The sequence below is a fragment of the Escherichia sp. E3659 genome (assembly GCF_005781135.1).
Classification (GTDB): domain Bacteria; phylum Pseudomonadota; class Gammaproteobacteria; order Enterobacterales; family Enterobacteriaceae; genus Escherichia.
The window spans coordinates 176,619-197,700 of record NZ_VATQ01000008.1 but is presented as its reverse complement, the minus strand read 5'-3'; the positions used below and the strand labels follow the sequence as shown (position 1 = coordinate 197,700).

Sequence of the window (21,082 nt, the reverse complement as noted above, 5' to 3'; positions counted from 1 at the left end):
CTGAAAGGCCCGTCGCGAGTAGTTTGTCGCGATATTTTTGACATTTTCGACAACAGGAATTTTTCGATGCCAAGAGCGAACGAAATTAAAAAAGGTATGGTACTGAATTACAACGGCAAACTGCTGCTGGTTAAGGACATTGATATTCAGTCGCCTACCGCCCGCGGTGCCGCTACGCTGTACAAAATGCGTTTTTCAGACGTCCGTACCGGGCTGAAAGTGGAAGAACGCTTTAAAGGCGATGATATCGTTGATACCGTGACGCTGACCCGCCGCTACGTTGACTTCTCCTACGTCGATGGCAACGAATATGTCTTTATGGATAAAGAAGACTATACCCCGTATACCTTCACTAAAGATCAGATCGAAGAAGAACTGCTGTTTATGCCGGAAGGCGGCATGCCAGACATGCAGGTTCTGACCTGGGACGGTCAACTGCTGGCGCTTGAACTGCCGCAGACCGTTGATCTGGAAATCGTTGAAACCGCTCCAGGCATCAAAGGCGCTTCTGCCAGTGCCCGTAACAAACCGGCAACCTTGAGCACCGGTCTGGTGATTCAGGTACCAGAATACTTAAGCCCGGGCGAAAAAATTCGTATCCATATCGAAGAACGCCGTTATATGGGGCGTGCTGACTAACTTCAGCCACATTCAGAAAAGGGACAGCTCAGGCTGTCCCTTTTTTAATTTATTATACCAATCCTTCATTTTGCGCTTCCTGAACACCTTTCGCCTGCAATATTCACTTGTAAATTGATCGTCCTCACACTTCATCGCATTAACAATCCAGACCAATTTCAATTGTTGTCATATAACTTTACACTAGCATTGTTAATCAATCGTTACTAAGACGTGACTTCTATGAACACAATTGCCTCCACTACGTTCCCGCCTCACATTCACACTCCACGCTACGATCGCCAGCAATTGAAATCACGTATCGTTCATTTTGGCTTTGGAGCCTTTCACCGCGCACATCAGGCGTTACTGACCGACCGTGTGCTGAATGCCCAGTGCAGCGATTGGGGGATCTGTGAAATCAGTTTGTTCAGCGGCGATCGGCTAATGAGCCAACTTCGCGAACAGGATCATTTATATACCGTGTTGGAGAAAGGCGCAGACGGCAACCAGGCGATTATTGTCGGGGCCGTTCATGAATGCCTGAATGCAAAACTGGATTCCTTAGCGGCGATTATTGAGAAGTTTTGCGAACCGCAGGTGGCAATTGTGTCCCTGACCATTACCGAAAAAGGTTATTGTATCGACCCGGCCACCGGGGCGCTCGATACCAATAATTCGCGGATTATTCATGACTTACAAAGCCCGGAAGAACCTCACTCCGCGCCAGGCATTCTTGTCGAAGCGCTGAAACGCCGTCGTGAACGTGGCCTTGCGCCGTTTACCGTACTTTCCTGCGATAATATTCCCGACAATGGTCATGTGGTGAAAAATGCGGTGCTGGGGATGGCTGAAAAACGCTCTCCAGAACTTGCCGAGTGGATAAAAGAACACGTCAGCTTTCCGGGAACCATGGTCGACCGCATTGTCCCGGCAGCAACGGAAGAATCACTGGCAGAAATTAGCCAATATCTGGGCGTGAATGATCCCTGTGCAATTAGCTGCGAGCCGTTTATCCAGTGGGTGGTGGAAGATAACTTCGTCGCAGGGCGCCCAGCCTGGGAAATCGCAGGTGTACAAATGGTGGATGATGTCCTGCCGTGGGAAGAGATGAAACTGCGTATGCTTAATGGCAGCCACTCTTTTCTCGCTTATCTGGGCTACCTGGCTGGATTCGCCCATATTAGTGATTGCATGCAGGACCGCGCATTTCGCCATGCCGCCAGAACATTAATGCTGGATGAGCAAGCGCCAACGCTACGGATTAAAGATGTCGATTTAACATACTATGCGGATACGTTAATTGAACGTTTTGCCAATCCGGCGCTGAAACATAAGACCTGGCAAATCGCGATGGATGGCAGTCAAAAATTACCGCAACGCATGTTGGCAGGGATTCGCATTCATCTGGCTCGCGAAACAAACTGGCCGTTACTGGCATTAGGTGTCGCAGGTTGGATGCGCTATGTGAGCGGCGTAGATGATGCCGGAAAAGCTATCGATGTCCGCGATCCGCTTTACGATAAAATTCACAACTTCGTTGCGGGCAGTAGCAGTGAACAACGCGTCACCGCCCTGCTTTCTTTGCGTGAAGTATTCGGTGATGACCTACCAGATAACCCGCATTTTGTGCAGGCCATCGAACAAGCCTGGCAACAAATCGCGCAGTTCGGCGCGCATCAGGCGCTATTAAACACCCTCAAAATTTAACGATTTCTGCGGTTAAAGCGGATGGAGCATCGCTTCGTCCGCCCTCTCTCTTCTCTTTTCCGCCTTTTTTAGCCAGGATTAACGCACAGTTAACTCATCTGATTATTGCGGAGCCGTTGTGACCAGGACCAACCTCATCACCGGTTTTCTCGGCAGCGGGAAAACAACCTCTATTCTTCATCTGCTAGCCCACAAAGATCCCAACGAAAAATGGGCGGTTCTGGTTAATGAATTTGGGGAAGTTGGAATTGATGGTGCTTTGCTCGCCGATAGCGGCGCATTGCTGAAAGAGATCCCCGGCGGCTGTATGTGCTGCGTTAATGGTTTACCCATGCAGGTAGGGTTGAATACCTTACTGCGCCAGGGAAAACCAGACCGCTTGCTGATAGAGCCGACCGGACTGGGTCATCCGAAACAGATCCTCGATCTGTTAACCGCGCCGGTCTATGAACCGTGGATCGATCTGCGCGCCACGTTGTGCATTCTCGATCCGCGCCTGCTGCTGGACGAAAAAAGCGTCGGTAATGAAAACTTCCGTGATCAACTGGCTGCCGCAGACATCATTGTCGCCAATAAATCCGACCGTGCTACGCCAGAAAGCGAGCAAGCGTTACAACGCTGGTGGCAACAAAACGGTGGCGAACGGCAATTAATTCACAGCGATCATGGGCAAATTGATGGTCATCTTCTGGATTTACCTCGTCGAAATTTAACTGAGTTGCCCGCCAGCGCTGCCCATTCGCATCAACATAACGAGAAAAAAGGATTAGCGGCATTAAGCCTGCCAGAGCATCAACGCTGGCGTCGCAGTCTGAATAGCGGACAAGGACACCAGGCCTGCGGTTGGATATTCGACGCTGATACCGTGTTCGACACCATTGGCATTCTGGAATGGGCGCGACTTGCGCCGGTCGGACGCGTAAAAGGCGTGATGCGGATACCAGAAGGTCTTGTGCGCATCAACCGTCAGGGCGATGACCTGCACATTGAAACGCAAAACGTTGCACCACCAGATAGCCGCATTGAGCTGATTTCCAGCGACGAAACTGACTGGAACGCCTTACAGAGCGCGCTGTTGAAGCTTCGTTTAGCGACCAACGCGTAAGGTTGCCTGCGTTTTTCAGTAAGATAATTAGAGAAAATATGATCAAAAATTTGCCGCAAATAGTGCTATTAAATATTGTCGGCCTCGCGCTGTTTCTTTCCTGGTACATTCCCGTCAATCATGGATTCTGGTTGCCGATTGACGCGGATATTTTTTATTTTTTTAATCAGAAACTGGTCGAAAGCAAGACTTTTTTATGGCTGGTTGCGTTGACTAATAATCGCGCCTTCGACGGTTGTTCACTGCTGGCGATGGGAATACTGATGCTGAGTTTCTGGCTGAAAGAAAACGCACCCGGCAGACGGCGTATTGTGATTATTGGTCTGGTCATGCTGTTAACCGCAGTGGTATTAAACCAGTTGGGCCAGGCATTTATTCCGGTAAAACGGGCCAGTCCGACATTGACCTTTACAGATATTAACCGCGTCAGCGAACTGCTATCTGTTCCAACGAAAGATGCCTCACGAGATAGTTTTCCCGGCGATCATGGCATGATGCTGCTTATTTTTTCCGCTTTTATGTGGCGATATTTCGGAAAAGTCGCAGGAGTAATCGCCCTTATTATATTTGTGGTTTTTGCATTTCCCAGAGTGATGATTGGCGCACATTGGTTTACCGATATCATTGTCGGTTCCATGACGGTGATATTGATTGGGTTGCCCTGGTGGCTAATGACGCCTTTAAGTGATCAATTAATCGCCTTTTTTGACAAATCACTGCCTGGAAAAAATAAACATTCATAAAACAAATAACTCACAGTAATTAACATCATCAGGTTTATTTTCATAGTAGGGATAATCCTGATGATGTGCGGCTTTGCTCTCGTTCATTAAGTGAAATGATCATTCTCTAAGCAAATGAATGAATTGCGCATCTTTTAGACAATAGTGCTTTAATTGACCAATCCCGTTTATTAACTTTCTGTATCACTTTTTCTTATAAAAAATCATGTAAAACCGCTCGCCAAGACCGCGTCAATCGGGTAATCTCGAACACGTTTTGCCTCGGCGGTAGATTATCCTCACAGCATATAATTTTGTGCGTTAGTCCACAGATTTGGCCTTAAGGAATTGTTTCAACGTGCCCAGGTAATTAGTCTCGTGTCGCTTGGCATTTTTTTATAACGATATTTGTCGTTAAGGACTTCAAGGGAAAACAAACAACATGGTCAAATCTCAACCGATTTTGAGATATATCTTGCGCGGGATTCCCGCGATTGCAGTAGCGGTTCTGCTTTCTGCATGTAGTGCAAATAACACCGCAAAGAATATGCATCCTGAGACACGTGCAGTGGGTAGTGAAACATCATCACTGCAAGCTTCTCAGGATGAATTTGAAAATCTGGTTCGTAATGTCGACGTAAAATCGCGAATTATGGATCAGTATGCTGACTGGAAAGGCGTGCGTTATCGTCTGGGTGGCAGCACTAAAAAAGGTATCGATTGTTCTGGTTTTGTACAGCGTACATTCCGCGAACAATTTGGCTTAGAACTTCCTCGTTCAACTTATGAACAGCAGGAAATGGGCAAGTCAGTTTCCCGCAGTAATTTGCGTACAGGTGACTTAGTTCTGTTCCGTGCCGGTTCAACTGGACGCCATGTCGGTATTTATATCGGCAACAATCAGTTCGTTCATGCTTCCACCAGCAGTGGTGTTATTATTTCCAGCATGAATGAGCCGTACTGGAAAAAGCGTTACAACGAAGCACGTCGGGTTCTTAGCCGCAGCTAATAAACCGTTTGGATGCAATCCCTTGGCTATCCTGACGAGTTAACTGAAGGCACTGCTTAAGCAGTGCTTTTTTGTTTTCATTCATCATAGAAAATGATGTTTCCGTGCCTTGAACCAGGCTATAGTCCCGTCATTCTCTTCCACTTCAGCGTTGTCGTAATCTCGGGAATATTAACGGAACCATGTTCATACGCGCTCCCTCTTCCGGACGTAAGATCCTGCTTACCTGCATTATTGCGGGCGTGATGATCGCAATACTGGTCAGCTGTCTTCAGTTTTTGGTTGCCTGGCATAAACACGAAGTCAAATACGACACACTGATTACCGACGTACAAAAGTACCTCGATACCTACTTCGCCGACCTGAAATTAACCACTGACCGCCTACAGCCGCTCACCTTAGATACCTGTCAGCAGGCTAACCCTGAACTGACTGCCCGCGCGGCGTTTAGCATGAATGTTCGCACATTTGTGCTGGTGAAGGATAAAAAGAGCTTTTGTTCATCAGCGACGGGGGAGATGGATATACCGCTCAATGAGTTGATCCCGGCGCTCGATATTAACAAAGACGTCGATATGGCGATGTTGCCTGGCACGCCAATGGTGCCCAACAAACCCACTATCGTCATCTGGTATCGCAACCCTTTATTGAAAAATAGCGGCGTTTTTGCAGCATTAAACCTGCACCTGACGCCATATCTTCTCTATAGCTCTCGTCAGCAAGATTTCGACGGAATCGCACTCATTATTGGCGATACCGTGCTTTCGACATTTTCGTCGCATTTGATGAACGTCCGTGAGTTATCCGGCAAACCAGTACGCGAAACCAAAATAACAGGCATTCCGCTGACTGTGCGTCTTTATGCTGATGACTGGACATGGAACGATGTGTGGTATGCGTTTTTACTGGGCGGTATGAGTGGAACTGTCGTTGGCCTGCTCTGCTATTACCTGATGAGTGTGCGTATGCGCCCTGGCAGAGAAATTATGGCTGCCATCAAACGTGAGCAATTTTACCTGGTGTATCAGCCGGTGGTTGATACACAAACGCTGCGGGTCACGGGCCTGGAAGTGCTGCTACGCTGGCGTCACCCTGTTGCAGGTGAAATCCCGCCGGATGCCTTCATTCAATATGCCGAATCGCAAAAGATGATCGTGCCGCTGACCCAGCATCTGTTTGAGCTTATAGCCCGTGATGCGGCTGAATTACAAAACGTACTGCCGGTGGGCATAAAGTTTGGCATTAATATCGCACCGGACCATCTGCACAGCGAGAGCTTTAAAGCGGATATACATCGGCTGCTCGCCTCCCTACCCGCGCACCATTTCCAGATAGTACTGGAGATAACCGAGCGCGATATGCTGAAAGAGCATGAGGCCACAAAACTGTTCGCCTGGCTGCACTCTGTCGGCGTGGAAATTGCTATTGATGACTTCGGCACCGGACACAGCGCGCTTATCTATCTGGAACGCTTCACGCTCGAGTATCTGAAAATTGACCGTGGGTTTATCAATGCTATAGGTACGGAAACGGTCACATCTCCGGTGCTTGACGCAGTGCTCACGCTGGCGAAACGTCTCAATATGCTGACGGTTGCTGAAGGTGTCGAAACACCGGAACAGGCGCGCTGGCTACGTGAGCGAGGTGTTAATTTCCTGCAAGGCTATTGGATTAGCCGCCCCTTACCGATGGATGATTTTGTCCGCTGGCTGGAGAAACCGCATACGCCGCAGTGGTAAGGTGTGCTTGTGTCCCTTATTATTCATAGTTGAAGCATGCCGGATTGCGGCTAATGATGAGTAAAAGGAAATCCGTTGCAGATGATTGTGCGCATACTGCTGCTGTTTATCACCCTGTTCACCTTCGGTGCGCAGGCGCAAGCTATCAAGGAAAGCTATGCCTTTGCGGTGCTGGGAGAACCCCGGTATGCTTTTAATTTCAACCATTTTGATTATGTGAATCCCGCTGCGCCGAAGGGCGGGCAAATAACGTTATCCTCCATTGGTACCTTCGATAATTTTAACCGCTATGCACTACGCGGAAACCCCGGCGCACGCACCGAGCAACTGTACGACACGCTATTTACCACTTCCGATGACGAACCCGGCAGTTATTATCCGCTGATTGCCGAAAGCGCACGCTATGCTGACGATTATTCCTGGGTAGAAGTCGCTATCAATCCGCGCGCCCGTTTTCATGATGGTTCGCCGATTACCGCACGCGACGTTGAGTTTACTTTTCAAAAATTTATGACCGAGGGCGTGCCACAGTTTCGCCTGGTATACAAAGGCACAACGGTCAAAGCCATAGCGCCATTAACCGTGCGTATTGAATTAGCCAAACCAGGCAAAGAAGATATGCTGAGTCTGTTTTCGCTGCCGGTATTTCCAGAAAAGTACTGGAAGGATCATAAACTTAGCGACCCGTTATCTACACCTCCGCTTGCCAGTGGTCCGTACCGCATTACGTCCTGGAAAATGGGGCAAAATATTGTCTATTCCCGCGTGAAAGATTACTGGGCGGCCGATTTACCGGTAAATCGTGGTCGCTGGAATTTCGATACCATTCGCTACGATTATTATCTCGACGATAATGTTGCCTTCGAAGCGTTTAAAGCTGGCGCCTTTGATTTACGCATGGAAAACGACGCCAAAAACTGGGCCACGCGCTATACCGGTAAGAATTTCGATAAAAAATACATTATCAAAGATGAGCAAAAGAACGAATCAGCCCAGGATACGCGCTGGCTGGCGTTTAATATTCAACGACCGGTATTCAGCGATCGCCGGGTCCGGGAAGCCATCACCCTCGCCTTTGACTTTGAATGGATGAATAAAGCGTTGTTTTACAATGCCTGGAGTCGCACGAACAGTTATTTTCAGAATACCGAATACGCGGCCAGAAATTACCCCGACGCCGCTGAGCTGGTGCTTCTGGCGCCAATGAAAAAAGATCTACCGCCAGAAGTGTTCACGCAAATCTACCAGCCACCAGTGTCCAAAGGCGATGGCTACGACCGTGACAACCTGTTAAAAGCCGACAAACTTCTCAACGATGCAGGCTGGGTGCTGAAAGGTCAGCAACGCGTTAATGCCACCACAGGCCAGCCACTCAGCTTTGAATTATTGCTTCCTGCAAGCAGCAATAGTCAGTGGGTATTGCCGTTCCAACATAGCTTGCAACGGCTGGGTATCAACATGGACATTCGCAAGGTGGATAACTCGCAAATCACCAACCGAATGCGCAGCCGCGACTATGACATGATGCCGCGCGTGTGGCGGGCGATGCCGTGGCCCAGTTCCGATTTACAGATTTCCTGGTCATCGGAATATATCAACTCCACTTATAATGCCCCCGGCGTGCAAAGCCCGGTTATCGACTCGCTGATCAACCAAATTATTGCCGCCCAGGGAAATAAAGAAAAATTACTGCCTCTGGGGCGCGCCCTGGATCGCGTATTAACGTGGAATTATTACATGTTGCCGATGTGGTACATGGCGGAAGACCGTCTCGCCTGGTGGGATAAATTCTCCCAGCCGGCCGTGCGCCCCATCTATAGCCTCGGTATCGATACCTGGTGGTATGACGTCAATAAAGCGGCCAAACTGCCGTCCGCCAGCAAACAGGGAGAGTAGATGGGCGCTTACCTGATTCGCCGTCTGTTGCTGGTTATCCCAACATTATGGGCGATTATCACCATCAACTTTTTCATCGTGCAAATTGCGCCTGGCGGTCCCGTCGACCAGGCCATCGCCGCCATTGAGTTTGGTCATGCCGGAGTATTACCCGGCGCAGGCGGCGAAGGCGTTCGTGCCAGCCATGCGCAAACGGGCGTCGGCAATATCAGCGACAGTAATTACCGTGGCGGACGCGGGTTAGATCCAGAAGTGATCGCTGAGATCACCCATCGCTACGGTTTCGATAAGCCGATCCACGAACGTTACTTCAAAATGCTTTGGGACTACATTCGCTTTGATTTTGGCGACAGCCTGTTTCGCAGCGCTTCGGTGCTGACGCTGATTAAAGACAGTCTGCCTGTTTCCATCACCCTAGGATTGTGGAGCACGCTGATTATCTATCTGGTGTCGATTCCGCTGGGTATTCGCAAAGCCGTTTATAACGGCAGCCGCTTTGACGTCTGGAGTAGCGCATTTATCATCATCGGCTACGCCATTCCAGCCTTTTTGTTCGCCATCCTGCTGATTGTCTTCTTCGCGGGCGGCAGCTATTTCGACCTGTTCCCTCTACGCGGCCTGGTTTCCGCTAACTTTGATTCGCTGCCGTGGTATCAGAAAATCACCGATTATCTGTGGCATATCACGCTGCCGGTGCTGGCGACAGTGATTGGTGGCTTTGCGGCGCTGACCATGCTGACAAAAAACTCATTCCTTGATGAAGTGCGTAAGCAATACGTGGTGACCGCGCGTGCGAAAGGGGTAAGTGAGAAAAATATTCTCTGGAAACATGTGTTCCGCAACGCCATGCTGCTGGTGATTGCCGGTTTTCCGGCGACTTTTATCAGCATGTTTTTCACCGGCTCACTGCTGATTGAGGTGATGTTTTCGCTCAATGGCCTCGGTTTACTGGGCTACGAAGCGACCGTCTCGCGCGATTATCCGGTGATGTTTGGCACCCTGTACATTTTCACCCTGATTGGCCTGCTGCTGAATATTGTCAGTGATATCAGCTATACGCTGGTCGATCCTCGTATTGATTTTGAGGGACGCTAATGTCGCGACTCAGCCCCGTCAATCAGGCCCGTTGGGCGCGTTTTCGTCATAATCGTCGCGGCTACTGGTCGTTATGGATTTTCCTCATCTTGTTTGGTTTGAGTTTGTGTTCTGAACTGATCGCCAACGATAAGCCATTGCTGGTACGTTATGACGGCAGCTGGTATTTCCCGTTGCTGAAAAACTACAGTGAGAGTGATTTTGGCGGCCCGCTGGCAAGTCTGGCTGATTATCAGGACCCGTGGCTGAAACAACGGCTGGAAGATAAAGGCTGGGTACTGTGGGCGCCGATTCGCTTTGGCGCTACCAGTATCAACTTTTCCACCGACAAGCCCTTCCCCTCCCCACCTTCCCGGCAAAACTGGCTGGGAACGGATGCCAACGGTGGCGATGTGCTGGCACGCATTCTGTATGGCACGCGGATCTCGGTTCTGTTTGGCCTGATGCTGACTCTCTGTTCCAGCGTGATGGGCGTGCTGGCGGGGGCGCTACAAGGCTATTACGGCGGTAAAGTCGATCTCTGGGGGCAACGCTTTATTGAAGTATGGTCGGGGATGCCGACGCTGTTTTTGATTATTCTGCTTTCCAGCGTCGTACAGCCTAACTTCTGGTGGCTGCTGGCAATTACTGTCTTGTTTGGCTGGATGAGTCTGGTCGGCGTGGTGCGGGCGGAGTTTTTACGTACCCGTAATTTCGACTACATCCGCGCGGCGCAGGCACTTGGCGTCAGCGATCGCAGTATTATCCTGCGTCATATGTTGCCTAATGCCATGGTCGCGACCCTCACCTTTTTACCGTTTATTTTATGTAGTTCGATAACCACCCTGACCTCGCTCGATTTCCTCGGCTTCGGTCTGCCGCTCGGTTCACCATCACTCGGCGAACTGCTGCTACAAGGGAAAAATAACCTTCAGGCTCCGTGGCTTGGGATCACTGCCTTCTTGTCGGTGGCGATATTGTTGTCTTTGCTGATCTTTATTGGTGAAGCCGTCCGCGACGCATTTGATCCTAATAAGGCGGTGTAGCATGACGCAAACTCTGTTAGCGATTGAAAATTTGTCGGTGGGTTTTCGCCATCAGCAAACTGTTCGTACCGTAGTGAATGATGTTTCACTACACATTGAGGCTGGCGAAACGCTGGCGCTGGTGGGTGAGTCAGGTTCTGGCAAAAGCGTTACCGCGCTGTCAATTTTACGTCTGCTCCCTTCCCCGCCGGTTGAATATCTCTCTGGCGATATCCGTTTTCATGGAGAATCGCTGCTTCATGCCAACGAGCAAACATTGCGTGGCGTGCGGGGAAATAAGATTGCCATGATTTTCCAGGAGCCGATGGTGTCATTAAACCCATTGCATACCCTGGAAAAACAGCTTTATGAAGTGCTTTCACTCCACCGCGGAATGCGTCGGGAAGCGGCTCGTGGCGAAATTCTTAACTGCCTTGATCGCGTCGGTATCCGTCAGGCGGCAAAACGGCTGACAGATTACCCGCATCAGCTCTCCGGCGGCGAACGCCAGCGGGTGATGATTGCGATGGCGCTGTTAACGCGACCGGAATTATTAATTGCCGATGAACCAACCACCGCACTGGACGTCTCTGTCCAGGCGCAGATTTTGCAGCTGTTGCGCGAACTGCAAGGCGAGCTGAATATGGGTATGCTGTTTATTACTCATAACCTCAGCATTGTCAGAAAACTGGCCCACCGCGTGGCGGTAATGCAAAACGGTCGCTGTGTGGAGCAAAATAACGCCGTTACGCTCTTTGCCTCCCCTGAACATCCTTATACGCAAAAGCTACTCAACAGCGAACCGTCAGGCGACCCGGTGCCGTTGCCAGAACCGGCCTCAACGTTGCTTGATGTTGAACAGCTTCAGGTCGCCTTCCCCATTCGCAAAGGGCTCCTGAAGCGCGTCGTCGATCATAATGTGGTGGTGAAAAGCGTCAGTTTTACGCTACGGGCGGGTGAAACGCTGGGTTTAGTGGGCGAGTCCGGTTCCGGCAAAAGCACAACGGGGCTGGCGCTACTGCGGTTGATTAACTCTCAGGGCAGCATCGTCTTTGACGGTCAGCCATTGCAAAATTTAAATCGCCGCCAGCTGTTACCTATTCGCCATCGCATTCAGGTGGTATTTCAGGATCCAAACTCCTCGCTCAACCCACGACTCAACGTGTTGCAGATTATTGAGGAAGGCTTACGGGTTCACCAGCCGACGCTCTCTGCCGTGCAACGCGAAGAACAAGTGATAGCCGTGATGCATGAAGTGGGGCTAGATCCTGAAACACGCCACCGTTATCCAGCGGAGTTCTCGGGTGGTCAGCGGCAACGTATTGCGATTGCCAGGGCATTGATTCTTAAGCCTTCGTTGATCATTCTTGATGAACCGACATCATCGCTCGACAAAACGGTACAGGCGCAAATATTGACGCTATTGAAATCATTACAACAAAAGCATCAACTGGCCTATTTGTTTATCAGCCATGATTTGCACGTTGTCCGCGCGTTGTGTCATCAGGTTATCGTGCTGCGACAGGGAGAAGTGGTGGAACAAGGACCGTGCGCGCGCGTGTTTGCCGCACCGCAGCAGGAGTATACGCGTCAGCTACTGGCGTTGAGCTGACGCTTAAAATGGATTGTAGTTTGAGAAAGGTTCGGCAATGGCCACACCAAAATTTTTCAGTCGGCATGTTGCAGCAAACTCGTCCTGGCGATTTACAAACAGGCAAGGCTCACCTTCGCACTCGAGAACAGAGCACGGAACTTCAATATCGCTTAATGCCTGACTTAGTTTGTACATCACCGACCATGCGTTATCGCCATCCGGGCTAAGTAATTTAAGCGCCACCAGGCTGTTGTCGCCGCACTGTCCATTTTGCGGAATCGGTTCAACTTTCGAACCTGCGAAACCAGCAGACCAACGATAGTTCTGCGGCAGTCGATGGACGATTGAGAGTTGTAATGAAGTCACTTATTTTCCCCGGAAGCACACTTACTTCACAATTTATTTACATTAATTTTAACACATCATCAACAATCTGTCCTTCAACAGATCGTAAAGATTGATGCCTCGCCTGCGTGGCCGCTATTGTTCTGATTTAAATGATATCTGCGGGCGTGGTCACGTTTGCGGGGCTATATGTACCCGTTTCTGCGATCTAACTCAACCTTTTTAACTACAATGATGTGACTTTTTACATAAATTGAGTTTACATAAAATAAACATATATCGGGGGAATGATAGATTTGCGGTTGACATGCATCAACAAAGGAAGACTTTTAGCTTCCCCGTTGTGCAATAGATCACCGTTTTTTCGGTCGACTGGCGTAAAGGCAGAAGAGAATGGAACTGGTCGCACAGAAAGCAATGGACCAGATCATTGGCCATGCAGAGTTAAACGTCGCCAGCGAAAGCAGTGCGCCAACAATGGCGCCAATACCAAAACGGAAGGTTCCTGCCAGCGACGACGCAGTTCCCGCCATATGGGGGAACTCATCCAGAATGACCGCCATCGCGTTAGAAGACACCATCGATACGCAGCCCACAAACGCCGCAACGCCAACCACCAGCGACCAGAATCCCAGCCCCAGTAGCGCGCTGATAACCATCCACGCCGCCATAATAAATTGTATCCACAACCCCGAGCGGAACATATTTAACGCGCCAATACGGCGAACGAAGCGGCTGTTAAAGATGGTCATCACGAACAGGAAAACAATGTTTAGCGCAAAGTAATAACCAAAGTTTTCCGGCGCAACGTGGTTGATTTCAATGTAGACAAACGGTCCGGCGCTTAAGAACGAGAACATCCCGGCAAAGCTGAAACCACTGGCCAGCATATAACTCAGGACACGCTTATGGCGGAACAGCGCAGCAAAGTTACCGATAGTGGTACGAATGTGGAACGGTTGGCGACGCTCCGGCGGTAACGTTTCTTTGATCAGGAAGAAGATCATTGCCGAAGCCAGAATTGCCGCCACAGCGAGGATCCAGAAGATGTAATGCCAGCTCAACCACACCAGCACCCAACCGCCAACAATCGGCGCCATCAACGGTGCAATGGTGGTCACCAGCATGACAAACGACATCATCCGCGAGAACTCTTCTTTCGGGTAGATATCGCGCATCAAAGCGTTGATAACCACGCTGGCCGCAGCCGCAGCCAGACCGTGGAAGAAACGCATCACAATCAGCTGATCGATGGTTTGCGCCAGCGCGCACGCCACCGCCGCCGCGGCAAACACCAGCGTACCACCGAGGACAACCGGCTTGCGCCCGAAGCTATCCGCCATCGGCCCGTAGATTAACTGCCCCAACGCAAAACCCAGAATATAAGTACTCAGGGTCATCTGCGTGCTGCCCGCTGGCACACCAAACTGCGCTGAAATCACTGGCAGCGCGGGCAGATACATATCAATCGACAGCGGCATTAACATGGCCAAAAGGCCAAGGATAAAGACAATAGCAAACGACGAATGCTGTCGAGTGGTCACAACGGGCTCCTGAATAAAATGAAAGTGTTAACCGACGCTGGCAATTTCTTCTGCAGTTAATGGACGATATTCACCTGGGGCTAAATCTTCATCCAGAGTAATACCGCCAATGCGTTCACGATGCAGCTCAACCACGTGGTTACCCACGGCGGCGAACATGCGTTTCACCTGATGATAACGCCCTTCACTGATGGTCAGACGGACCTGCGTAGGGGTAATCACTTCCAGCACCGCTGGCTTAGTGAGATCTTTTTCGTTATGCAGCTGTACGCCTTTGGCAAATTGCTCTGCCGTATCGTCAGCTACGGGTGATTCCAGCGTCACCAGATAGGTCTTCTCGCAATGATGACGCGGAGAAGTAATGCGATGCGACCACTGACCGTCGTCAGTCATCAGCACCAGACCGGTGGTATCAATATCCAACCGCCCCGCCGCGTGCAGTTTCCACGCCACAGGTTCATCCAGAAAATAGAGCACCGTTGGGTGATCCGGGTCATCAGTTGAGCAAACATAGCCCTGGGGCTTGTTAAGCATGAAATAACGCGGGCCGTGTTGCTGCGCCAGCGGATTGCCATCATAAGCAACATCGTGTTCAGGGAGCAGTTTGAACGCTGCATTGCGGACGATTTCGCCATCAACGGTGACGCGATTGCCACGGATTTCACGCCCGGCAATAGCACGGCTAACACCGAGTTGCTGTGCGATAAATTTATCAAGTCGCATGTGTGTGATTTTGCCTGTAAAAACGGAGGTCGGGCATAGACCCGAAAATCAGAACTGTTGTCTGCCCAGTATAGCGGTCTAATAACTTCCCTCAAGGGAAAAAGATCCGTGGCATACTATTAGCAGATTAATCTACCTACGCTAAACCATGATTTTTACACTTCGTCCATACCAGCAAGAAGCCGTGGATGCCACGCTCAACCATTTTCGTCGTCATAAAACCCCTGCCGTTATCGTGCTGCCTACCGGAGCAGGTAAAAGCCTGGTGATTGCCGAACTGGCACGGCTGGCGCGTGGTCGTGTTCTGGTGCTGGCACACGTCAAAGAACTGGTGGCGCAGAACCATGCTAAATACCAGGCGTTGGGGCTGGAAGCCGATATTTTTGCCGCCGGGCTAAAACGCAAGGAGAGCCACGGTAAAGTGGTATTTGGCAGCGTGCAATCGGTCGCCCGTAATCTTGATGCCTTTCAGGGTGAATTTTCGCTGTTGATTGTCGATGAATGCCACCGTATTGGTGACGATGAAGAGAGCCAGTATCAGCAAATCCTCACTCACCTGACAAAAGTGAATCCCCACTTACGCCTGCTGGGGCTGACTGCCACGCCTTTTCGACTGGGCAAAGGCTGGATCTACCAGTTCCATTATCACGGCATGGTACGCGGCGATGAGAAAGCCCTTTTCCGTGACTGCATTTATGAACTGCCGCTGCGTTATATGATTAAACACGGCTATCTGACGCCGCCAGAACGACTGGATATGCCAGTAGTGCAATACGATTTCAGCCGCTTGCAGGCACAGAGTAACGGGCTGTTCAGCGAAGCCGATCTCAACCGTGAGCTGAAAAAACAGCAACGTATTACCCCCCACATCATCAGCCAGATTATGGAGTTCGCCGAAAAGCGTAAAGGAGTGATGATTTTCGCCGCGACGGTCGAACACGCAAAAGAGATTGTGGGATTACTACCCGCCGAAGATGCTGCACTGATTACTGGCGACACCCCCGGCGCTGAGCGCGATGTGTTAATTGAAGATTTTAAAGCCCAGCGTTTTCGCTATCTGGTCAACGTTGCGGTACTGACCACCGGATTTGACGCCCCGCACGTCGATCTTATCGCCATTCTGCGCCCTACCGAATCGGTGAGTCTTTACCAACAAATTGTCGGGCGCGGTCTGCGTCTGGCGCCGGGTAAAACAGATTGCTTAATTCTCGATTATGCGGGTAATCCTCATGATCTCTACGCACCGGAAGTTGGTACACCGAAAGGCAAAAGTGACAACGTCCCGGTGCAGGTTTTCTGCCCTGCTTGTGGCTTTGCCAACACCTTTTGGGGCAAAACTACCGCCGACGGGACATTGATTGAACACTTTGGTCGCCGCTGTCAGGGATGGTTTGAAGATGACGACGGCCATCGCGAACAGTGTGACTTCCGTTTCCGTTTTAAAAATTGTCCGCAATGTAACGCGGAAAACGATATTGCCGCCCGCCGTTGCCGCGAATGTGACACCATTCTGGTTGACCCGGATGATATGTTAAAAGCGGCGCTACGACTGAAAGACGCCCTGGTATTACGCTGTAGCGGCATGTCTTTGCAGCATGGGCACGACGAGAAAGGCGAATGGTTGAAAATCACCTATTACGATGAAGACGGCGCGGATGTGAGTGAGCGTTTCCGTCTGCAAACGCCCGCCCAGCGTACTGCCTTCGAACAGCTTTTTATCCGCCCGCATACGCGTACACCGGGCATCCCTTTGCGCTGGATCACCGCTGCCGATATCCTCGCCCAACAAGCGTTGCTGCGCCATCCTGATTTTGTCGTCGCCCGCATGAAAGGTCAGTACTGGCAAGTACGTGAAAAAATATTCGATTACGAAGGTCGTTTTCGGCGGGCGCACGAATTACGCGGTTAATGGTAGTTTTGATTGATGTATAAGGCGATTGAGTATAGAATCTCGCCCGCTTTTGCATACGCAAAGCAGATCACTTACCTGTTGCTGGGTCGCCTGTAGCAGGAATCATTTAAGAGAGAAAGAAATGTTTACTATCAACGCAGAAGTACGTAAAGAGCAGGGTAAGGGTGCGAGCCGCCGCCTGCGTGCCGCTAACAAATTCCCGGCAATCATCTACGGTGGCAAAGAAGCGCCGCTGGCTATCGAGCTGGATCACGACAAAGTCATGAACATGCAAGCTAAAGCTGAATTCTACAGCGAAGTTCTGACCATCGTTGTTGACGGTAAAGAAATCAAAGTTAAAGCTCAGGACGTACAGCGTCATCCGTACAAACCTAAGCTGCAGCACATCGACTTCGTTCGCGCTTAATCGCTGAATAAGTTGTAAAAAACCCCGCTCCGGCGGGGTTTTTTGTATCTGTAGATTATGCCTGATTACGGTATTGCTATTTTTTGCAGGCCAGATAAGGTGTTCACGCCGCATCTGGCATTCATAACACAAAACCGATTAATTGCCGCCAGACGTCCGGCGCTGCAATTGATCGCGCAAATTCGGCGGCGTACCTTTAATGGTCAGCGTATCGGTCGCTGGATCCCAGAAGATGCGTTCACCTAACAGCATCGCATCAAAGTTAATGGTCAAGCCACCGCCGCTACCGGCAAACTTCGTCAATTGACGCAGCGTGCTGCGGTCTGCCGGGAAGCTCTCTTCCAGTTCATACCCTTTTTCAGCAGCAAACTCCGTGAAGCTCACTTCGCTGACGCCCGCCAACTCTTTTGACAGCGACTCCAGTTCAATCTCCTCGCCCGCCTGCAATTGCTCATTACAATAGCTATAAACTTGCTGGCGCACGTTCTGTCGCTCTGCTTTATCCAGTTGCGCTTCGGCAGTGAAATCATCAACCGCTTGCAACAGACCGCGGTTTTGCGCTTTGGCGTTCAACCCTTCGCTGGCCCCGAGGAAATCCATAAAGAAATCCGCCACTTTGCGCCCTACTCGCCCTTTCAGGAAAGTGAGATAGCGGGTGGACTCTGGATTGGTTTCCCATTCGGTTAAATCGATACGCGCAACAATATCCGCATGATTGATATCGAGATAATGGGTCGGGTTGATGTCGAGATTTTCGTTGACGCGCATACTGCTTAGATTGCTCAGCACGCAAATCAGCAAATACTCAACTGCCAGATAACGATAGTGGCAAAACAGGACGAAACCGCCATCAGCAAACGGATATTTTGCCAATTCGTCACGCAGGCGACCGGTTGCCGCGCGGCTAAATGCCAGAAAGTCCTCTTCGCCCTGACGTTGCAAGCGCAGCGTCTGCGCCAGTTCACTCTCTTCGTTGAACAATCCGTAGGCTTTGTTCTTGGCGCTATAGACCCGATGCAGCTCTGCCACCATCTCAACGACGGTTTCCGTCGGTTCCAGCAATGAATCGCGCAACACCAGCTCAAGGTTCTGCTCATCACGCTTGATAAGCTGGTGCAGAGCAATCTGGTTGATATCCAGACTCATGATAAACTCTCCTTTAAGACCGGGCGGTATTCAACCACCACCGGTAAAGCGACGCAATAAAAGTTGGCGGCCATTTTACAGAAGGCTGCGTAAGGAGAATGATTGAAAGCATAAAAAAGCAGAAAAAAAACCGTTGCTACGGTAATATGTTGCCCTTTCATCAACTAACTGATTTCGATTTATGCCACAAATTTCCCGCTACAGTGATGAACAGGTTGAACAATTGCTCGCAGAGCTGCTCAACGTACTGGAAAAACATAAGGCTCCGACCGACCTTTCCCTGATGGTGTTAGGCAACATGGTCACTAACCTTATCAATACCAGCATTGCCCCGGCTCAACGCCAGGCAATTGCCAACTCTTTTGCCCGCGCTTTGCAGTCCTCGATCAACGAAGACAAAGCGCACTAAGGGAAACAGATAACAGGTTATGGTAACTCATCGTCAGCGCTACCGTGAAAAAGTCTCCCAGATGGTCAGCTGGGGGCACTGGTTTGCACTGTTCAACATTCTGCTCTCACTTGTCATTGGCAGTCGTTACCTGTTTATCGCCGACTGGCCGACAACGCTTGCGGGTCGTATTTATTCCTATGTAAGCATTATCGGCCACTTCAGCTTTCTGGTGTTCGCCACCTATTTGCTGATCCTCTTCCCGCTGACCTTTATCGTCGGCTCACAGAGGCTAATGAGGTTTTTGTCCGTCATTCTGGCCACTGTGGGAATGACGCTGTTACTGATCGACAGCGAAGTCTTTACCCGTTTCCATCTCCATCTTAATCCCATCGTCTGGCAGTTGGTTATCAATCCGGACGAGAATGAGATGGCACGCGACTGGCAGCTAATGTTTATCAGCGTGCCAGTTATTTTATTGATTGAACTGGTGTTTGCGACGTGGAGCTGGCAAAAGCTGCGCAGTCTGACGCGTCGTCGACGCTTCGCCCGTCCGCTGGCCGCATTCTTATTTATCGCCTTTATCGCCTCACACATGGTGTATATCTGGGCCGATGCTAACTTCTATCGCCCTATCACCATGCAGCGCGCTAACCTGCCGCTTTCGTACCCGATGACGGCGCGACGTTTTCTTGAAAAGCATGGCCTGCTTGATGCGCAGGAGTATCAACGCCGTCTGATCGAGCAAGGTAATCCAGACGCCGTTTCCGTTCAGTATCCGTTAAGCGAACTGCGCTACCGCGATATGGGCACCGGGCAAAATGTGTTGTTGATTACTGTTGATGGCCTGAACTACTCACGCTACGAGAAGCAGATGCCTGCACTGGCGGGTTTTGCCGAACAAAATATTTCGTTCACGCGCCATTTGAGTTCCGGCAACACCACCGACAACGGTATCTTTGGCTTGTTCTATGGTATCTCGCCAAGCTATATGGACGGTATTCTGTCGACCCGTACGCCTGCGGCGTTAATTACCGCGCTCAACCAGCAAGGCTATCAGTTGGGCTTATTCTCGTCAGATGGCTTTACCAGTCCGCTGTATCGCCAGGCATTGTTGTCAGACTTCTCGATGCCGAGCGTACATACACAATCCGATGAGCAGACCGCCTCGCAGTGGATCAACTGGCTTGGCCGCTACGCGCAAGAAGATAACCGCTGGTTCTCTTGGGTATCTTTCAATGGCACCAACATTGATGACAGCAATCAGCAGGCATTTGCCCGGAAATATAACCGCGCGGCAGGCAATGTCGATGACCAGATCAATCGCGTCCTGAATGCGTTACGTGAATCCGGGAAACTGGACAACACGGTGGTGATTATCACTGCTGGTCGCGGCATTCCGCTGAGCGAAGATGAAGAAACCTTTGACTGGTCACGTGGCCATCTTCAGGTGCCATTAGTCATTCACTGGCCAGGCACACCGGCACAGCGTATTAATGCCTTGACCGATCATACTGATCTTATGACCACGCTGATGCAACGCCTGCTACACGTCAGTACGCCTGCCAGCGAATACTCACAGGGTCAGGACTTGTTCAACCCTGAGCGCCGTCATTACTGGGTAACAGCCGCGGATAACGATACGCTGGCAATTACCACACCGAAAATGACGCTAGTACTGAACAATAACGGTAAATACCGCACTTACAACTTACGTGGTGAAAGAGTGAGAGACGAAAAACCACAGTTGAGTTTGTTATTGCAGGTGCTGACAGACGAGAAGCGTTTTATCGCTAACTGATTAATTATAAATCAGTTAGCAAAATATCTTACTTGCAATCGGTGTGGAAAACGGTAGTATAAGCAGCCACGAGTCGGCACGTAGCGCAGCCTGGTAGCGCACCGTCATGGGGTGTCGGGGGTCGGAGGTTCAAATCCTCTCGTGCCGACCAAAAATCCCAAGAAAACCAACCGCAAAGGTTGGTTTTTTTATATCTACGTCAATCCCCCTCTACCCACACTTACAGTTTTCACTACATGCCCATACATAAAATGGGGTAACATTCACGCGCCTGGTAGCGTTACCAACGCTACGCTCAAACATAATGATTCTAATAAAACCTCAG

At 50.3% G+C, this 21,082-nt stretch carries 18 protein-coding genes and 1 tRNA gene; 15 read left to right on the top strand and 4 right to left on the bottom strand.

Features of this window, described 5'->3' with window-relative positions; genetic code table 11:
- The first annotated feature begins 66 nt into the window (after nt 1-66).
- From yeiP to yejF, 10 genes are all read left to right on the top strand, one after another.
- On the top strand, nt 67-639 hold the full coding sequence (gene yeiP, locus FEK47_RS09085; RefSeq protein ID WP_001136827.1) for an elongation factor P-like protein YeiP: 573 nt from the start codon (nt 67-69) through the stop codon (nt 637-639).
- 222 nt (nt 640-861) lie between these two features.
- Nucleotides 862-2,328 (top strand): mannitol dehydrogenase family protein, encoded by a 1,467-nt coding sequence (locus tag FEK47_RS09080; protein ID WP_135487526.1) that lies wholly within the window; start codon nt 862-864, stop codon nt 2,326-2,328.
- Nucleotides 2,329-2,446: 118 nt separating this feature from the next.
- Complete coding sequence (yeiR, locus tag FEK47_RS09075) at nt 2,447-3,433, top strand: zinc-binding GTPase YeiR (protein WP_135487525.1); 987 nt, start codon at nt 2,447-2,449, stop codon at nt 3,431-3,433.
- Nucleotides 3,434-3,471: 38 nt separating this feature from the next.
- Nucleotides 3,472-4,176, top strand: coding sequence for a Kdo(2)-lipid A phosphotransferase (gene lpxT / locus FEK47_RS09070; protein WP_130217104.1), 705 nt, complete (start codon nt 3,472-3,474; stop codon nt 4,174-4,176).
- A 421-nt stretch (nt 4,177-4,597) separates the two neighbouring features.
- Complete coding sequence (gene mepS, locus FEK47_RS09065; protein ID WP_000241011.1) at nt 4,598-5,164, top strand: bifunctional murein DD-endopeptidase/murein LD-carboxypeptidase; 567 nt, start codon at nt 4,598-4,600, stop codon at nt 5,162-5,164.
- Nucleotides 5,165-5,346: 182 nt separating this feature from the next.
- On the top strand, nt 5,347-6,903 hold the full coding sequence (locus FEK47_RS09060) for a cyclic di-GMP phosphodiesterase (RefSeq protein WP_135487524.1): 1,557 nt from the start codon (nt 5,347-5,349) through the stop codon (nt 6,901-6,903).
- 81 nt (nt 6,904-6,984) lie between these two features.
- Nucleotides 6,985-8,799 carry an extracellular solute-binding protein gene (locus FEK47_RS09055; RefSeq protein ID WP_130207106.1) on the top strand — a complete coding sequence of 605 codons (1,815 nt, stop codon included), beginning with the start codon at nt 6,985-6,987 and terminating at the stop codon, nt 8,797-8,799.
- The gene (locus FEK47_RS09050; protein ID WP_135487523.1) at nt 8,800-9,894 is read left to right on the top strand and encodes a microcin C ABC transporter permease YejB; all 1,095 of its coding nucleotides are present in this window, start codon (nt 8,800-8,802) and stop codon (nt 9,892-9,894) included. It begins immediately after the preceding gene.
- Entirely contained in the window at nt 9,894-10,919 is a 1,026-nt protein-coding gene (locus FEK47_RS09045; protein ID WP_135487522.1) for an ABC transporter permease, read from the top strand. The genes FEK47_RS09050 and FEK47_RS09045 overlap by 1 nt, the downstream gene beginning before the upstream one ends.
- A gap of 1 nt (nt 10,920) precedes the next feature.
- Nucleotides 10,921-12,510, top strand: a complete 1,590-nt coding sequence (gene yejF / locus FEK47_RS09040; RefSeq protein WP_135487521.1) for a microcin C ABC transporter ATP-binding protein YejF — start codon at nt 10,921-10,923, stop codon at nt 12,508-12,510.
- Between the two features lie 3 nt (nt 12,511-12,513).
- On the opposite strand, the gene FEK47_RS09035 is transcribed toward yejF, so the two are convergent.
- The 3 genes from FEK47_RS09035 to rsuA form a co-directional block, all read right to left on the bottom strand.
- Nucleotides 12,514-12,858, bottom strand: coding sequence for a YejG family protein (locus tag FEK47_RS09035; protein ID WP_064526789.1), 345 nt, complete (start codon nt 12,856-12,858; stop codon nt 12,514-12,516).
- A 332-nt stretch (nt 12,859-13,190) separates the two neighbouring features.
- A complete protein-coding gene (gene bcr / locus FEK47_RS09030; protein ID WP_000213385.1) occupies nt 13,191-14,381 on the bottom strand; it encodes a multidrug efflux MFS transporter Bcr in 1,191 nt (396 codons plus the stop codon).
- A gap of 27 nt (nt 14,382-14,408) precedes the next feature.
- Nucleotides 14,409-15,104: a 16S rRNA pseudouridine(516) synthase RsuA gene (gene rsuA / locus FEK47_RS09025; protein WP_130207114.1), complete on the bottom strand. Its 696-nt coding sequence runs from the start codon at nt 15,102-15,104 to the stop codon at nt 14,409-14,411.
- Between the two features lie 148 nt (nt 15,105-15,252).
- Between rsuA and FEK47_RS09020 the strand changes: the two genes are divergently transcribed.
- Together FEK47_RS09020 and rplY are read left to right on the top strand one after the other, a co-directional pair.
- Nucleotides 15,253-17,013, top strand: a complete 1,761-nt coding sequence (locus FEK47_RS09020; RefSeq protein WP_130207116.1) for a DEAD/DEAH box helicase — start codon at nt 15,253-15,255, stop codon at nt 17,011-17,013.
- Between the two features lie 124 nt (nt 17,014-17,137).
- Nucleotides 17,138-17,422: a 50S ribosomal protein L25 gene (rplY, locus tag FEK47_RS09015; protein ID WP_000494183.1), complete on the top strand. Its 285-nt coding sequence runs from the start codon at nt 17,138-17,140 to the stop codon at nt 17,420-17,422.
- Between the two features lie 138 nt (nt 17,423-17,560).
- Here the strand turns inward: rplY and yejK are convergent, their stop codons facing one another.
- Entirely contained in the window at nt 17,561-18,568 is a 1,008-nt protein-coding gene (gene yejK, locus FEK47_RS09010) for a nucleoid-associated protein YejK (RefSeq protein WP_138183166.1), read from the bottom strand.
- Nucleotides 18,569-18,749: 181 nt separating this feature from the next.
- Here yejK and FEK47_RS09005 point away from each other — a divergent pair, with 181 nt between their 5' ends.
- The 3 genes from FEK47_RS09005 (at nt 18,750) to FEK47_RS08995 (ending at nt 20,908) form a co-directional block, all read left to right on the top strand.
- A complete protein-coding gene (locus FEK47_RS09005; RefSeq protein WP_001135667.1) occupies nt 18,750-18,977 on the top strand; it encodes a YejL family protein in 228 nt (75 codons plus the stop codon).
- A 19-nt stretch (nt 18,978-18,996) separates the two neighbouring features.
- Nucleotides 18,997-20,757 (top strand): LPS biosynthesis-modulating metalloenzyme YejM, encoded by a 1,761-nt coding sequence (gene yejM / locus FEK47_RS09000; RefSeq protein WP_135487520.1) that lies wholly within the window; start codon nt 18,997-18,999, stop codon nt 20,755-20,757.
- A 74-nt stretch (nt 20,758-20,831) separates the two neighbouring features.
- Nucleotides 20,832-20,908: transfer RNA gene (locus FEK47_RS08995), tRNA-Pro, on the top strand.
- The last annotated feature ends 174 nt before the right edge of the window (nt 20,909-21,082 follow it).

Coding starts and splice junctions, on each gene's coding strand:
- rsuA (WP_130207114.1), bottom strand. CDS start 15,104: ATGCGACTTGATAAATTTATCGCACAGCAACTCGGTGTTAGCCGTGCT.
- FEK47_RS09080 (WP_135487526.1), top strand. CDS start 862: ATGAACACAATTGCCTCCACTACGTTCCCGCCTCACATTCACACTCCA.
- FEK47_RS09050 (WP_135487523.1), top strand. CDS start 8,800: ATGGGCGCTTACCTGATTCGCCGTCTGTTGCTGGTTATCCCAACATTA.
- lpxT (WP_130217104.1), top strand. CDS start 3,472: ATGATCAAAAATTTGCCGCAAATAGTGCTATTAAATATTGTCGGCCTC.
- yeiP (WP_001136827.1), top strand. CDS start 67: ATGCCAAGAGCGAACGAAATTAAAAAAGGTATGGTACTGAATTACAAC.
- mepS (WP_000241011.1), top strand. CDS start 4,598: ATGGTCAAATCTCAACCGATTTTGAGATATATCTTGCGCGGGATTCCC.
- FEK47_RS09020 (WP_130207116.1), top strand. CDS start 15,253: ATGATTTTTACACTTCGTCCATACCAGCAAGAAGCCGTGGATGCCACG.
- FEK47_RS09045 (WP_135487522.1), top strand. CDS start 9,894: ATGTCGCGACTCAGCCCCGTCAATCAGGCCCGTTGGGCGCGTTTTCGT.
- FEK47_RS09060 (WP_135487524.1), top strand. CDS start 5,347: ATGTTCATACGCGCTCCCTCTTCCGGACGTAAGATCCTGCTTACCTGC.
- yejF (WP_135487521.1), top strand. CDS start 10,921: ATGACGCAAACTCTGTTAGCGATTGAAAATTTGTCGGTGGGTTTTCGC.
- FEK47_RS09005 (WP_001135667.1), top strand. CDS start 18,750: ATGCCACAAATTTCCCGCTACAGTGATGAACAGGTTGAACAATTGCTC.
- yejM (WP_135487520.1), top strand. CDS start 18,997: ATGGTAACTCATCGTCAGCGCTACCGTGAAAAAGTCTCCCAGATGGTC.
- yejK (WP_138183166.1), bottom strand. CDS start 18,568: ATGAGTCTGGATATCAACCAGATTGCTCTGCACCAGCTTATCAAGCGT.
- rplY (WP_000494183.1), top strand. CDS start 17,138: ATGTTTACTATCAACGCAGAAGTACGTAAAGAGCAGGGTAAGGGTGCG.
- FEK47_RS09055 (WP_130207106.1), top strand. CDS start 6,985: ATGATTGTGCGCATACTGCTGCTGTTTATCACCCTGTTCACCTTCGGT.